The 14309-nt window shown below is 72.0% G+C and carries 12 protein-coding genes; 2 read left to right on the forward strand and 10 right to left on the reverse strand.

Going from position 1 to position 14309, the window contains the following annotated elements:
- Positions 1-13 precede the first annotated feature (13 nt).
- The 7 genes from C1C97_RS04555 to groES all read right to left on the reverse strand — a co-directional run bounded on the left by C1C97_RS04555 (position 14) and on the right by groES (position 8850).
- The gene (locus C1C97_RS04555) at positions 14-607 is read right to left on the reverse strand and encodes a DUF3817 domain-containing protein (RefSeq protein WP_110920145.1); all 594 of its coding nucleotides are present in this window, start codon (positions 605-607) and stop codon (positions 14-16) included.
- Entirely contained in the window at positions 600-1580 is a 981-nt protein-coding gene (locus tag C1C97_RS04560; protein WP_121030205.1) for an SURF1 family protein, read from the reverse strand. The genes C1C97_RS04555 and C1C97_RS04560 overlap by 8 nt, the downstream gene beginning before the upstream one ends.
- Positions 1581-1761: 181 nt before the next feature.
- The gene (locus tag C1C97_RS04565; protein ID WP_121030207.1) at positions 1762-2883 is read right to left on the reverse strand and encodes a GuaB3 family IMP dehydrogenase-related protein; all 1122 of its coding nucleotides are present in this window, start codon (positions 2881-2883) and stop codon (positions 1762-1764) included.
- 49 nt (positions 2884-2932) lie between these two features.
- A complete protein-coding gene (guaB, locus tag C1C97_RS04570) occupies positions 2933-4429 on the reverse strand; it encodes an IMP dehydrogenase (RefSeq protein ID WP_121030583.1) in 1497 nt (498 codons plus the stop codon).
- A 154-nt stretch (positions 4430-4583) separates the two neighbouring features.
- Positions 4584-6602: an acyltransferase family protein gene (locus tag C1C97_RS04575; protein WP_233542735.1), complete on the reverse strand. Its 2019-nt coding sequence runs from the start codon at positions 6600-6602 to the stop codon at positions 4584-4586.
- Positions 6603-6849: 247 nt separating this feature from the next.
- The gene (gene groL, locus C1C97_RS04580) at positions 6850-8436 is read right to left on the reverse strand and encodes a chaperonin GroEL (RefSeq protein WP_121030211.1); all 1587 of its coding nucleotides are present in this window, start codon (positions 8434-8436) and stop codon (positions 6850-6852) included.
- Positions 8437-8553: 117 nt separating this feature from the next.
- On the reverse strand, positions 8554-8850 hold the full coding sequence (gene groES / locus C1C97_RS04585) for a co-chaperone GroES (protein ID WP_012397747.1): 297 nt from the start codon (positions 8848-8850) through the stop codon (positions 8554-8556).
- A gap of 386 nt (positions 8851-9236) precedes the next feature.
- On the opposite strand from groES, the gene C1C97_RS04590 reads away from it, so the two are divergent.
- Entirely contained in the window at positions 9237-10517 is a 1281-nt protein-coding gene (locus C1C97_RS04590; protein ID WP_121030213.1) for a class I SAM-dependent methyltransferase, read from the forward strand.
- Between the two features lie 100 nt (positions 10518-10617).
- Positions 10618-11763, forward strand: coding sequence for a glutamate--cysteine ligase (locus C1C97_RS04595; RefSeq protein ID WP_121030215.1), 1146 nt, complete (start codon positions 10618-10620; stop codon positions 11761-11763).
- A 160-nt stretch (positions 11764-11923) separates the two neighbouring features.
- On the opposite strand, the gene tsaD is transcribed toward C1C97_RS04595, so the two are convergent.
- The 3 genes from tsaD to tsaB are packed head-to-tail and all read right to left on the reverse strand — an operon-like array spanning position 11924 to position 14248.
- Positions 11924-13006, reverse strand: coding sequence for a tRNA (adenosine(37)-N6)-threonylcarbamoyltransferase complex transferase subunit TsaD (gene tsaD / locus C1C97_RS04600; protein WP_121030217.1), 1083 nt, complete (start codon positions 13004-13006; stop codon positions 11924-11926).
- On the reverse strand, positions 12993-13562 hold the full coding sequence (rimI, locus tag C1C97_RS04605; protein ID WP_121030219.1) for a ribosomal protein S18-alanine N-acetyltransferase: 570 nt from the start codon (positions 13560-13562) through the stop codon (positions 12993-12995). Before rimI ends, tsaD begins: the two co-directional genes overlap by 14 nt.
- Positions 13559-14248 (reverse strand): tRNA (adenosine(37)-N6)-threonylcarbamoyltransferase complex dimerization subunit type 1 TsaB, encoded by a 690-nt coding sequence (tsaB, locus tag C1C97_RS04610; RefSeq protein WP_110920629.1) that lies wholly within the window; start codon positions 14246-14248, stop codon positions 13559-13561. The genes rimI and tsaB overlap by 4 nt, the downstream gene beginning before the upstream one ends.
- Between the last annotated feature and the right edge of the window lie 61 nt (positions 14249-14309).

A 14309-nucleotide genomic window follows, 5' to 3' on the forward strand; every position in this document is an offset into this window, starting at 1 on the left:
CCCCCGGCGGCGCTCAGTAGCGCTTGGCCGCCTTGGGGTTGGCCGCCAGCTCCGCCTCCGTGGAGCGGTGGATCTTGCGCTCCACGATGAACGACAGGAACGGCACCACACCGCCCAGCGCCATCACGATGAGCTGCGGGAAGGGCCAGCGCATGAGGGACCACACCCGCAGGCACGAGAGCAGGTAGATCACGTAGAACCAGCCGTGGACGATCAGGATCCACGTGGACACGTTGACCCCGCCGGAGAGGTTCTCCAGCTCCAGGTTCTGCCAGCCGAGCGCCACCCCCTGGCCCGTGGCCTTGTCGGTGCCGCCCGCGATCAGGTCGTAGCCGAGCGCGTAGCGGGTGACCATCTCCGCCACGAGCAGCAGCAGGAACGTGCCGGAGACCCACGCGCACACCTTGTAGATGCTCAGGGCGGTGCGGATCTGGGCCTCCGTGCCGCCGAAGCGGCGGCGTGGCTTGAGCGCGGCGGCCTTGGCGCGCACGCTGTCCGGAACGGTCGCGCGCTCGGGGCTGGCGCCCTCGGGTGCGGTGACCTTCACGCCGTCGGTGCGGCGGACCGGGCGGGGCTGCGGATCGTGCTGCGGCGTGGGATCAGTCATCGTGGGCTCCGTCGTCGGATCGCGGTGTGGCGCGGGGATCCCCGGTGTGGGACCGGGCATCCACCGCGGGTTGGTCGTCGAAGTAGTAGTAGCACTGGTCCTGGGCGTCCCAGTAGTAGAAGGACTGCGCCGCCTCGTCCCAGAAGTAGTCGCCGTCGAAGTAGAAGTACTGCTCGGGGTGCTGCCGGCGCAGGTGCTCGTCCCGCACGTAGCGCCACCACAGGAAGAAGGCGAAGCCCGCGAACACCACCCACTCCACGGCGTAGAAGAGGTTCAGGGCGTGGACGGAGGTGTCCGTGGGCTGCTGCTGGATCTGCAGCCTGCCGAGGCCCTCCCCCATGGGTTCCGCCGACGCCGCCACGGTCCCGTCCCGGGTCACCGGTGCCGGTTCGTCCGCGGGATTCTCCGCGAACGCCGCCACGTAGCCGGAGTACAGGGGCGCGTCCCACAGGTTGGACAGCTGGGCCGAGGCCACGGAGCCCACCTGGTGCGCGGGCAGGTGCTGCCCCGGCTGCGGGGAGTCCGTGGGCAGGAGTCTGCCGATCACCCGGATCCTGCCCGACGGAGCCCGGGGTGCGTCCTCGGCGGAGGCCACCCACCCGCGGGCCACGGCGATCCCGAGGTCCGAGTCGGCGGCGTCCCAGCGCTGCCGGGAGCCGGGGATGCGCAGCTCGGTGACCACCCAGTACCCGGAGACGCCGTCCTGGAGCCGACCGGGCACCAGCACGGTGGAGTCCGGGACGTAGGTTCCCTCGGCGGAGACCACGTGGTCCGCCTGCTGCGCGGACGTGGGCTCACCGGGCTGAACCACGCCCTCCAGCGCCGTCACCCGGTCCTTCGCCGGGTCCGCCATCGTGGAGGAGGACAGCGAGGACCTCAGCTGCCACGTGCTCAGTGCCACGAACAGTGCCGCCACGAGCAGGGCTACCGCCAGGAAGGCCAGTGAGCGGGGGCGCAGGGCGGTTTTCAGCACGCCCCAACACTACTGTCCGGCGCTGAGCGTTTCCCAAACCACCCGGGTGCCGTCGGGCGCGGTGCGAGCCCCGGCCACGGTCGGCGGGCGGAGCGCACCACCTCGCCCGCGCGGTCCTCGGACCGGGCCACCCCGCCAGCCCGGACCGCTCGAGGTACCGGCTCGGCGACGCGGCGACCGCTCAGGAGCGGATGACCACCTCGGCCCGTTGGAACTCCTTGAGGTCGGAGTAGCCCGTGGTGGCCATGGCCCGGCGCAGGGCGCCCATCACGTTGGAGGAGCCGTCCACATGGCGGGACGGTCCGTTGAGCAGCTCGTCCAGTGGACCCACGGTCCCCACGCGCGTGCGCACGCCGCGGGGTGAGTGCGAGTGGTGGGCCTCGGCACCCCAGAGCCACCCCTGGCCCGGAGCCTCCTCGGCACGTGCCAGCAGCGTCCCGAGCATTACGGCGTCCGCGCCCATGGCGATCGCCTTGACGATGTCGCCGGAGGTGCCCAGACCGCCGTCGGCGATCACGTGGACGTAGCGGCCGCCGGACTCGTCGAGGTAGTCACGGCGTGCCGCGGCGACGTCCGAGATGGCCGAGGCCATGGCCGCGTGGATGCCCAGGATGGACTCGGTGCGCAGGGACGCGCCCCCGCCGAAGCCCACGAGCACCCCCGCCGCCCCCGTGCGCATGAGGTGCAGCGCCGGGGTGTAGCCGGCCGCGCCGCCCACGATCACCGGGACGTCGAGGTCGTAGATGAACTGCTTGAGGTCCAGCGGGTCCTGGGTCCTGGACACGTGCTCCGCGGAGACCGTGGTGCCCCGGATCACGAACAGGTCCACACCCGCTTCGAGCACGGTGCGGTAGTGCTCCACCACGCGCTGCGGGGACAGTGAACCGGACACGATGACCCCGGCCTCGCGGATCTCGGCCAGCCGCGCGGTGATCAGCTCCGGCTGGACGGGCGCGGAGTACAGCTCCTGCATCCGCCGGGTGGCCTGCGGCAGGTTGTCCGAGCTCAGGTCCGCGATCTCGTCCAGGACGGGCTGCGGGTCCTCGTAGCGGGTCCACAGGCCCTCGAGGTCCAGCACGCCCAGCCCGCCGGCGCGCCCGAGGTCGATGGCCGTGGCCGGGGACATCACCGAGTCCATGGGGGCACCCACCACGGGGATGTCGAACTGGTAGGCGTCGATCTGCCAGGCCGTGCTGACGTCCTGGGGGTCACGCGTGCGCCGCGAGGGCACCAGGGCGATCTCGTCCAGGCTGAACGTGCGGCGCGCCCGTTTGGAACGCCCGATCTCGATGTCGTAGCTCACGAGGGGTCCTTTCACCGCGCATCGCGCACGGGGGTGGGTGCGGTGCGGGTCAGCGCTTGTAGTTGGGGGCTTCCACCGTCATGGTGATGTCGTGCGGGTGGGACTCCTTCAGCCCCGCCGGGGTGATCCGCACGAAGCGGCCCTTGTGCTTGAGCTCGGCCACGCTGTGCGCCCCCACGTAGAACATGGTCTGGCGCAGCCCCCCGTCCAGCTGGTGCAGCACGGAGGACAGCGGACCGCGGTAGGGCACCTGGCCCTCGATGCCCTCGGGGATCAGCTTCTCGTCGTCGGAGACGTCCGCCTGGAAGTAGCGGTCCTTGGAGTAGGAGGTGTTCTTGCCGCGGGACTGCATGGCGCCCAGCGAGCCCATGCCGCGGTAGGCCTTGTACTGCTTGCCGCCCACGAACACGAGCTCTCCCGGGGACTCGTCGCAGCCGGCCAGCAGGGAGCCGAGCATCACGGAGTCCGCGCCGGCCACGAGCGCCTTGCCGATGTCCCCCGAGTACTGCAGGCCGCCGTCGGCGATCAGCGGCACACCGGCCGGGATGGTGACCTGCGCGGCCTCGTTGATGGCCGTGATCTGGGGCACGCCCACGCCGGCGATGATGCGCGTGGTGCAGATGGAGCCGGGCCCCACGCCCACCTTGACGGCGTCCGCGCCGGCGTCCACGATCGCCTGCGCACCGGCGCGCGTGGCGGCCTGACCGCCGATCACGTCCACGTGGTCGGCGGCGGGCTCCTTCTTGAGCCGGGCGATCATGTCCAGCACACCCTGGGAGTGGCCGTTGGCGGTGTCGATGAACAGGGCGTCCACGCCCGCCTCCACGAGCGTCATGGCCCGCTCCCAGCCGTCGCCGAAGAACCCGACGGCCGCGCCCACGCGCAGCCGGCCCTCGTCGTCCTTGGTGGCCAGCGGGTACTGCTCCGCCTTGGTGAAGTCCTTGACGGTGATGAGCCCGGTCAGCCGGTCGTGCTCGTCCACCAGCGGCAGCTTCTCGATCTTGTGCTTCGCGAGCAGCGCGTGGGCCTCGTCCTTGCCCATTCCCACCTTGCCCGTGACCAGCGGCATGGGGGTCATCACGTCGCGCACCAGGCGGGTCTCGAAGTCGCTCTCCGGCAGGTAGCGGGTGTCGCGGTTGGTGATGATGCCCAGCAGCCGCTGGTCCTCGTCGACCACGGGCAGCCCGGAGACCTTGAAGTAGCCGCACAGCCGGTCCAGCTCCGCGAGGGTGGCGTTCGGGGACACGGTCACGGGGTTGGTGATCATCCCCGACTCGCTGCGCTTGACGCGGTCCACGTGATCGGCCTGGTCCTGGATGGACAGGTTGCGGTGGATCACGCCCATGCCGCCCTGCCGGGCCATGGAGATGGCCATGGCGGACTCCGTCACGGTGTCCATGGCCGCGGAGAGCACCGGCGCCTGCAGCGTGATCCGGCGGGACAGCCGCGTGGTGGTGGAGGCCTCCGAGGGAATCACGTCCGTGTTGCCGGGCAGCAGCAGGACGTCGTCGTAGGTCAGTCCGGTGAATCCGAACGGGTCGTCCATGAGCGCCGTGGGCACGTTGTCAGGCACGAGTACTCCCTTTCACACGAGGTTAGTCGCCACCAGTCTACGGCGCCGCCCCCGCACCTCACCGCCGCGCGGTCACGTCCTCACCGGCCGGGGACGACGCCGCCGGGCGCATCCCCGCGACCGGTCGTCACGTTCCGGACTCCACCGCCCGCACCAGGCGGTCCCGCAGCAGGGGTGCCATGCTGCGGGCGTAGTCCGCCGTGAGGTGGTGGGAGTCCAACCACACGGAGACGTTGCCGATCACCGGGGCGCACCGGCCCTGCGGGCAGATCAGGGGTGTGGGATCCAGTCCCACGAAGCCCTGGATCCCGTCCAGCGCCGCGGCCGGGTTCTCCTCCTTGAGCACCGCGTCCCGTGACACCGTGCACGAGGGGTCCTCCCGGCCCTTCTCCGCCACGCACCGGGTGGGGTCGAAGTCCAGCCGGGGGTTGTCCCGGAACCCGACCACCGTGACGCCGTCGTCCGAGAGCTGCCGCGTGATGTCCTCGAGACCGTTCACCACGTGCTCCGCGTCCCCGGCCATGCGCTCGGCGCGGGTGGAGGTGGTCAGCACGGCGTCCGGATCCAGGTCCTGGAGGTACTCCATGACGGCCCGGTTGCCCTTGCGGCACGTCTCGGACTGCCCCTCCACACCGAGCCCGCAGCCCGGCTGCAGCACGGAGACCAGCTGCCAGTTCTCCTCCTCCGCCACGGGGATCACCGCGCCCATGTACTGCTCCATGTGCGAGTTGCCAACCACGGCCACCACCTTGGTCGGGTTCTCCACCTCCTCGCTCTGGCGGCAGAAGCCCTGGACCGTGGAGTTTTTGCTCTTGTACTCGCCCCGGCACGCGTCCGGCAGCCCCACCCACTGGTCACTCATGGTCGCGGGCAGTGTGGGGGCATCGGGGTTGCCGGTGAACTCGTAGCCGGGCTCCAGGACGCGGGCGCCGGGGTTGTCGAGCTCGGCCCGGGCCTCCAGCTGGGCCTCCCGGTGCCGCTCCACCGCGGTCCAGACACCCGCGGTCGCCAGGACCGTGCCCATGCACACCGCGATCACCAGGGCCAGCCGCCAGGTCCGCGCCTCCGGCCAGGCCCAGCGCTTCAGGGGCGTCTCCACGAGGCGGGTCAGCACCAGCGCCAGCAGCACGGAGACGACCACGATGAGCACACCGGAACGCGGCCCCGCCACCGGGCGCTCGCGGATCACGAGGTACGTGATCAGCAGCGGCCAGTGCACGAGGTAGAGGGCGTAGGCGGCGTCGCCCATGCGCACCACCGGGGCCCACGAGAGGAAGCGGTCGAAGCCCCACCGCGAACCGGACTGCCCGGCCACGATGATCGCCGCCGCGGACAGCAGCGGCCACAGGGCGATCCACCCCGGGAACGCGCCCTGGACGTCCACCAGGATGCCCACCGAGACCATGCTCACGAACCCGCCCCAGCCCAGGACCACGCGCAGCGCGCGGGGCAGCCGCAGGTACGGGATGGCCAAGGCCACGAGCGAGCCGAGGGCGAACTCCCACAGCCGCGCCCGGGTGTCGAAGTACGCGAAGGCCTGCTGGGTGTGGGTGGTGATGACCGAGAACGTCAGGGACACGGCGAACACGGTCCCGAAGCACGCCGCGAGCACGGGAAGGCTGCTGCGCCCGGTGCGTCGCTTCACGAGCCACGCGAGGGTGAAGACCAGCGGCCAGACCAGGAACACCTGGCCCTGCACGGACAGGGACCAGAAGTGCTGGAAGGGCGAGGCGCTGGAGTGGTCCGCCGCGTAGTAGTCCACCGCGTTGAAGGCGAGCGCCCAGTTCTCCGCGTACAGGATCGAGGCGATGCCCTGGGACCGGAAGTCGGCGACGTCCTGCACCGGGTAGAACCGCCACACCAGCAGGAACGTGGCCAGGACGACGACCGCGGCCAGCGGCAGCAGCCGTTTGAAGGTGTGCAGCCAATATCGGCCCAGGCCCAGGGGCCGCCCGCCCTCGATCTTGCGCACGAAGGACATGGTCATGAAGAACGAGGAGATGAACAGGAAGATGTCCACACCGCCGGGGACCCGGCCCATGAACACGTGGTAGAGCACCACGAGCAGCACGGCCACCGCCCGCAGCCCCTGCACCTCGGGCCGGAAGCCGGAGAACCGGGCCACGCGATCGGCCGCGGGTGCCACACCGTCCGCGCGTGCGGATGGCGCGTGCGAGGCAGTGGGTCCGGGGGAGGTGACCGAGGGGGATCGGGGCGGGAAGCGCATCAGGTCAGCCTAGACCGCTCCCCCGGTCGCAGCCACGTCGAGGGAACACGCGCGGGTGTTCACCGGGGCCCGCGTGGCATGGGAGCGGCGGCCCACCCCCGTGGGGAGTGGGCCGCCGCTCGTGGAGGGCACCGGGCGGGACCGTGTCCGCCCGGTGCTGCGGGAATCAGTCCTCGTCCGTGTCCTTCTTCTCGGCCACCAGCGTCTCGGTGGTCAGCACCAGGGCCGCGATGGACGCCGCGTTCTGCAGTGCGGAACGGGTGACCTTCACGGGGTCGATGATGCCCGCCGAGAGCAGGTTCTCGTACTCGCCGGTCAGCGCGTTGTAGCCGTTGCCGGGCTCCATGTTCGCCACGCGGGCGGCCACCACGTTGCCGTCCTGGCCGGCGTTCTCCGCGATCCAGCGCAGGGGCTGGGTCAGGGCGCGGCGCACGATGTTCACGGCCGTGGCGGCGTCGCCGGACAGACCGAGATCCGTGCCGTCGAGGGACGCGGAGGCGTGGACCAGGGCGGATCCGCCGCCGGCCACGATGCCCTCCTCGAGCGCGGCGCGCGTGGAGGACACGGCGTCCTCGATGCGGTGCTTGCGCTCCTTCTGCTCCACCTCGGTGGCGGCGCCCACCTTGATCACGGAGATGCCGCCGGCCAGCCGGGCGAGGCGCTCCTGCAGCTTCTCGCGGTCCCACTCGGAGTCCGTGCGGGCGATCTCGGCCTTGATCTCGGCCACGCGCTCGGCCACGGCATCCGAGGAACCGGCGCCGTCCACCAGCGTGGTCTGGTTCTTGGTCACGGTGATCCGCCGGGCGCGTCCCAGCTGGGAGAGCTCCACACCCTCGAGCGAGATGCCGAGCTCGGGGGTGATCACGGTGGCGTCCGTGAGCACCGCGAGGTCCTGCATGATCGCCTTGCGGCGGTCACCGAACCCGGGCGCCTTCAGCGCCACGACGTCCAGCGTGCCGCGCAGCTTGTTGACCACCAGGGTGGACAGGGCCTCGCCCTCCACGTCCTCCGCGACGATGGTCAGCGGCTTCTTGGCCTGCAGCACCTTCTCCAGCACCGGCATGAGGTCCTGGATGGCGGAGATCTTGCCCTGGAACAGCAGCACGTGGGTGTCGTCCAGGACGGCCTCCTGGCGCTCCTGGTCCGTGATGAAGGACGGGGACAGGTAGCCCTTGTCGAACTGCATGCCCTCGGTGACGTCCAGCTCCACCTCGGTGGAGGAGCCGTCCTCGATGGTGATCACGCCGTCCGTGCCCACGGTCTCGAAGGCGCGGGCGATCAGCTCGCCGATCTCCTCGGACTGCGCGGAGATCGCGGCCACGTGGGCCACGTCCTGGCCCTCCACGGGGCGGGCGTCGTCCAGCAGCCGCTGGGACACGGCGGCCACCGCCGCCTCCACGCCGCGCTTGATGTCGCTGGGCGCGGCACCGGCGGCCACGTTGCGCAGGCCCTCCTTCACGATGGCCTGCGCGAGGACGGTGGCGGTGGTGGTGCCGTCACCGGCGACGTCGTTGGTCTTGGTGGCCACCTCCTTGGCCAGCTGGGCGCCCAGGTTCTCGTACGGGTCCTCGAGCTCCACCTCACGGGCGATGGTCACGCCGTCGTTGGTGATGGTGGGGGCACCCCACTTCTTGTCCAGGACCACGTTGCGGCCGCGGGGGCCGAGGGTGACCTTGACGGTGTCGGCCAGGCGGTTCACGCCGGCCTCGAGTGCTTTGCGAGCGGTGTCGTCGAACACCAACTGCTTGGGCATGTGTGCTCCTTAGTGCGTGCGGAACGAGAAGAGACGGGAAAGAAGACGTGCGCGGCGCCCGCGTGCCCGCCCTGGGGCGGACGTGACGGGCACCGCGCACGGAAGTCGGTGGAGAAGTTACTTCTCGATGACGGCCAGCACGTCGCGCGCCGGGAGCACCAGGTACTCCTCGCCGTTGTACTTGACCTCGGTTCCGCCGTACTTGGAGAAGATGACCAGGTCACCCTCGTTGACGTCCACGGGGATGCGGTTGCCCTTGTCGTCCACGCGGCCCGGGCCCACGGCCAGGACGGTGCCCTCCTGGGGCTTCTCCTTGGCGGTGTCCGGGATGACCAGACCGGAGGCGGTGGTCTGTTCAGCGGCCAGCGGCTGAACCACGATGCGATCCTCGAGGGGCTTGATGGAGACCGACACGATCTCTCCCTTTCTTCTAGGCGTGTGAGACGGTGTGCGTTCGCACGAGTGTCATGGGGTCCCATGACGGCGAGCGCCACAGGCCAGTTGGCGTGCCAACCGTCGTCGCGGTGCCGATTGAGCGCCTGGCCTTTAGCACCCTCACTACGAGAGTGCTAATCATCACTGTAGGGAGGCGGGCCGCGCCCGGTCAAGGCGCGTTCCCGCCGCTCCCCTGTGGGCGGAACGGGGACCGACGACGCCGCCCGCGCACCCGGTCCCCGCCCCGGCACCGGAATCGCCCGACCCCCGCCCGGACCCCGCCCCCACGCCCGCCGTGGCCGGGCCGAGGACACGTCGGACGGGCGGGTCACGCGCTAGGCGCCGCGGCGTGGTGTGATGGACGGGTGACCGCCTCCACCGCCCCCGACGACGCCGAGACCCGGGGTCTGCTCCAGCTGCTCACCCCCGAGGGCCTGCGGCTCCTGGACTCCCTGGGTCCCTACGACCCGGACGCCGCGCTCTCCCTCGCGGAGTCGCTGCGCGCGCAGGGCCACCCTCCCGAGCTGGTCTCCGCGGCACTGACCCAGTCCAGGCTGCGCTCCAGGGCCCGGGCGAAGTTCGGGGAGTTCGCCCGGCACATGGTGTTCACCCGCCACGGGGTGGAGCAGGCCACGCGCTGGACCGTGGCGGCCCTGCACGCCCAGCGCTTCGCGCAGGCCGGGATCGAGCACGTGGTGGACCTCGGGTGCGGCATCGGCGCGGACTCCCTCGCGCTGGCCGCCCTGGAGCGCACCGTCACCGCGGTGGAGCGCGATCCCGTCACCGCCGCGGTGGCCACCCTCAACCTCACGGGCTGGCCGCGGGCGCGCGTGCTGTGCGCGGACGCGCAGACCCTGGACCTCGGGACCCTCGACGACGGCCCGGTCCAGGGCGTGTGGCTGGATCCGGCCCGGCGCGTCACGGGCGACGGCCGCACCCGGCGGGTCTTCGATCCCGAGGCGTTCTCCCCTCCCCTCTCGTTCGTGACCGGTCTCGCGGAGACCGGGCTGGCGGTGGGCGCGAAGCTCGGACCCGGCATCCCGCACGAGCACGTCCCGTCCGCGGCGGAGGCGCAGTGGATCTCGGACCGCGGGGACGTGGTCGAGGCCGTGCTGTGGTTCAACGCCGTGCGGCGCCCGGACGTGGTGCGCTCCGCGCTCGTGCTCGGTCAGGGCACGGCGGGCGGCCCCGCGGCGTCGGCGGCGGCGGAGCTGAGCTCCGGGTCCTGGCAGTCCCCGCCCGCCGACGGCGCCCTGCTGGGCCCCGTGGGCCGCTACCTGCACGAGCCGGACGGCGCCGTGATCCGGGCGGGTCTCGTCACCGACCTCGCGCAGCGCGTGGGCGCCCACCTGATGGACCCGTCGATCGCGTACCTCTCCTCCGACACCCCGGTGGACACGCCCCTCGCCCGCTCCTACGAGGTCCGCGAGGTGCTGCCGCACACCGTGAAGGTGCTGCGCCGGTGGGTGCGGGAGCACGACATCGGCACGCTGGACGTCAAGAAGCGCGGGACCGACGTCACGCCGGAGCAGCTGCGCAGGCAGCTCGCCCCGCGGGGATCGCAGCGCGCCACGCTGGTGCTGACCCGTGTGATGGAAGCGGGCGGACAACGACGTGTGGCGCTCGCCGTTAACCCCCTAGACTGAACATCCCTGTTCTCGGAGAGCGGGCAGCGCGTGGCCGGGAACCGCGTTCCGGTCCGGGACACAGCTGCCGTTTCCGGCGCACCCACGAGAGGACCACGCCGTGCACATTGATTTCGAGACCTCCGAGAACTCCACCCTGGGCGTCGAGTGGGAAGTGGCACTCGTGGACCGCGCCACGGGTGAGCTCGCACCGCGCGCCCAGGAGGTCCTGGAGGCCGTGGTCGCCGAGTACCCGGAGCTCGGGGAAGAGGGCGACCACCCGCAGGTCACTGGCGAGTTCCTGCAGAACACCGTGGAGATGGTCACCGGTGTGTGCCGCTCCGTCCCGGAGGCCGTGGCGCACATGGCCCAGACGCAGGACCGGATCCGCGAGGTCACCGACCCCCGGTCGCTGGAGATCTACGCCGCCGGCACCCACCCGTTCTCGGACTGGACGGACCAGCCCGTGGTGGACGCGGAGCGCTACTACAAGGTGCTGGACCGCGCGCAGTACTGGGGCCGCCAGATGGTGATCTTCGGGATGCATGTGCACGTGGGGATCGACCACCGGGACAAGGCCCTGCCGGTGCTGGACGGCCTCATGAACTACTACCCGCACCTGCTGGCGCTGTCCGCGAACTCGCCGTACTGGTGCGGGCACGACACCGGCTACGCCTCCCACCGCGCGCTGATCTTCCAGCAGCTCTCCACCGCGGGACTGCCGTTCCACTTCGACTCCTGGAGCGAGTACGAGTCCTACGTGGCGGATCTCATCGCCACCGGCGTGATCGAGGAGATCTCCGAGAACCGCTGGGACATCCGCCCCGTCCCGCGCTTCGGCACCGTGGAGATGCGCGTGTGCGACGGCCCCTCCAACCTGCACGAGGTGGGGGCGCTCGCGGCGCTCACGCAGTGCCTCGTGGAGTCCTTCTCCCGCACGCTCGACGACGGCGGCACGATCCCCGTGATGCCCCCGTGGCACCACCAGGAGAACAAGTGGCGCGCGGCGCGCTACGGGCTGGACGCCGAGGTGATCGTGGATGCGCGGAACCGGCAGCGGCACGTGCGCGAGGATCTGGGCGAGCTGCTGAACCGGCTCGAACCCCTCGCGGCCGAACTGGGCTGCTCCGCCGAGCTCGGCCACGTGGAGACCATGATGGAGCGGGAGGCCGGCTACGAGCGCCAGCGCCGGATCGCCCAGGACCACGGCGGGGATCTGCGTGCCGTGGTCATGGACGTGGTGGCCCAGAACCGCGAGATCCGCTGACCTCCGGGCCGCGCTGCGCGGTGCGGCGGCGCGGAACGCGGGCCGGGCCCGGCGTCGAACGGTGCGTGCCTCGACGCTCCTTGCCGGACGGTGCATGCCCCGGCGGTGCATGTCCGGGGCAGCGCCGCCCGCGGGGTTCGGGTGGTGCGTTCCTGCGGGCTCAGACCCCGGCGGGCACGGACACCGTGCTCACGGGCAGCCCGGGATTCGCGGTGAACGAGAGGCCCGTGGGCGCCACCCCGGAGGACACGAGCCGGGCGCCGAGAGCGGCCACCATGGCGCCGTTGTCCGTGCACAGGGACAGCGGCGGCACCACCACGCGGATGCCGTGCTCGGCGCAGCGTGCCGTGACGAGCTCTCGCAGCCGGGAGTTCGCCGCCACTCCCCCGCCCATGAGCAGCGTGGTGATGCCGTGCTCGGTGCACGCCAGCACGGTCTTGCGGGAGACCACGTCCACCACGGACTCCTGGAAGCTCGCGGCCACGTCCGCCACCGGCACGGGTGTGCCCGCGGCCTCGAACGCCTCCACCACGCGGGCCACGGCGGTCTTCAGACCCGAGAAGGACATGTCGTAGCGGTGCGTGCCGGGGTGCTCCGCGGAGCCCATGTACTTGCCGGCGGTGAGTCCGCGGGGGAAGCGGAACGCCCCGGGGTCCCCGTCCTTCGCGGCCCGGTCGATGGCCGGGCCGCCGGGGTAGGCGAGCCCGAGCAGCCGGGCCACCTTGTCGTAGGCCTCGCCGGCGGCGTCGTCGATCGTGGCCCCGAGCAGGCGGACGTCGCCCGTGATGTCTCCGACCGCGAGGACCTCCGTGTGCCCGCCGGAGACCAGCAGGGCGCCCAGGTGCTCGGGCAGCGTGCCGTCGGTGTCCAGCAGACCCACGCCCACGTGCGCCACCAGGTGGTTGACCGCGTACAGGGGCTTGTCCACGGCGAGCGCGAGGGCCTTGGCCGCGGCCACCCCCACCATGAGCGCGCCGGCCAGGCCCGGACCGGAGGTCACGGCGATGGCGTCCAGGTCCGCGAGCGTGACCCCGGCGGCGTCGAGCGCCTCCCGCACGGCGGGCACGAACGCCTCGAGGTGCGCGCGGGAGGCGATCTCGGGGATCACCCCGCCGAAGCGCGCGTGCTCGGCCATGGAGGAGGACACCGTGTTGGTGAGCAGCCGTGTGCCGCGCACGATCCCCACGCCGGTCTCGTCGCACGAGGACTCGATGCCCATGACGAGGGGCTCAGCGGTGTTCATGGATGGTCCTTCCGTCCGCGCTGCGCGCGCCCGGTCCGGCGGGGACCAGTTCGCGGCGCATGATCAGGGCGTCGTGGCCCGGACCGTAGTAGTGGGCCCGGGTGTGGATGTGCTCGTAGCCGAAGCGCCGGTACAGGGCCTGCGCGCGGGGGTTGTCCGCGCGCACCTCGAGCATCATCTCGGTGGCTCCGGCACCCACGGCGGCCTCGTGCAGCACGCGCAGCAGGGTGGCGCCCAGCCCCCTGCCCTCGTGCGCGGCGGCCACGGCAATGGTCTGCACGTCCGCGACGGGCGGGATGCACATCATCCCCGCGTACGCCACGACCTCCCGGTCCCGGCTGACCACCCAGTACTGCCGGGTGAGGTGGGCCAGCTCCTCGTCGAACAGCTGCCGCGGCCAGGCGTCCTCGGGGAACAGCACGGTCTCCAGCGCGTGCACGGCGTCCAGGTCCCCGGGCTGCATGGGCCGCAGCGCGTAGCCGCGCGGCAGGGACGACGCCGCCGCGCTCGCCGCACCGGCCGCCGCCCCGGGCGCGGACCCCTGCGGGCCCGTCACGCCGTGGTCCGCTTCGCGAACGCCGGCACCTTGGCGTCCGACTCCCGCAGGTACAGGGGCGAGGTGTCGGTGCTCAGGGGGGTGCCGCGGCTCGTGAGTGCCCACGCCGCGCGCGCAAGGTCCGCCGCGGTGGGGTGCAGGTCCCCGGTGCCCGGCACGGGGTGCGCGAGCCGCTGCGGGTACAGCGCGGTGCCGGGACCGCAGCTCGGCAGGGCCGGGACGTCCTCGGGCGCGCCCACGCGGGGCTCACTGAGGGCCACGGCGGTTGCGGCGGTGTCCTCGAGCACGCGGTAGGGGCGCCAGTAGAGCTCCTTGCGGCGCGCGTCGATGACCACCGCGAATTCCTCGTGACCGGCCTCGGCGAGCCGGGGCGCGATCCGGTGGGCGGCGGCGTCGAGCGAGCAGAGCCCGTGCACGGGCAGCCCCCACGCGAAGCCCAGGGCACGGGCGGTCGCGAGTCCGGCGCGCAGCCCCGTGAACGGGCCGGGCCCGGTGCCCACGAGCACGGCGTCGAGGTCCGCGCCGGTGAGCCCCTCCGCAGACAGCACGTCGCGCACCGCGGGGGCCAGGGCCTCGGCGTGGGAGCGGGTGTCGGCGGTGGCGCTCTCCCGCAGCACCTCGCCGTCGCGGGCCAGGGCCACGGAGGCGATCGAGGAGGAATCGAGACTCAGCACAAGCACCCGCACAGTCTAAGCCCGCACGGAAAAGCCCCTCCGCGCACGCCCGGGACGGGAGCTGCGGAGGGGC

It is taken from the genome of Kocuria tytonis, from assembly GCF_003226895.2.
GTDB classification, from domain to species: Bacteria; Actinomycetota; Actinomycetes; order Actinomycetales; family Micrococcaceae; genus Kocuria; species Kocuria tytonis.

Excerpts from the sequence above, each read along its gene's own strand:
- groL (WP_121030211.1), bottom strand. The coding sequence starts at position 8,436 with ATGCCCAAGCAGTTGGTGTTCGACGACACCGCTCGCAAAGCACTCGAG.
- guaB (WP_121030583.1), bottom strand. The coding sequence starts at position 4,429 with ATGGACGACCCGTTCGGATTCACCGGACTGACCTACGACGACGTCCTG.
- tsaD (WP_121030217.1), bottom strand. The coding sequence starts at position 13,006 with ATGAACACCGCTGAGCCCCTCGTCATGGGCATCGAGTCCTCGTGCGAC.
- C1C97_RS04555 (WP_110920145.1), bottom strand. The coding sequence starts at position 607 with ATGACTGATCCCACGCCGCAGCACGATCCGCAGCCCCGCCCGGTCCGC.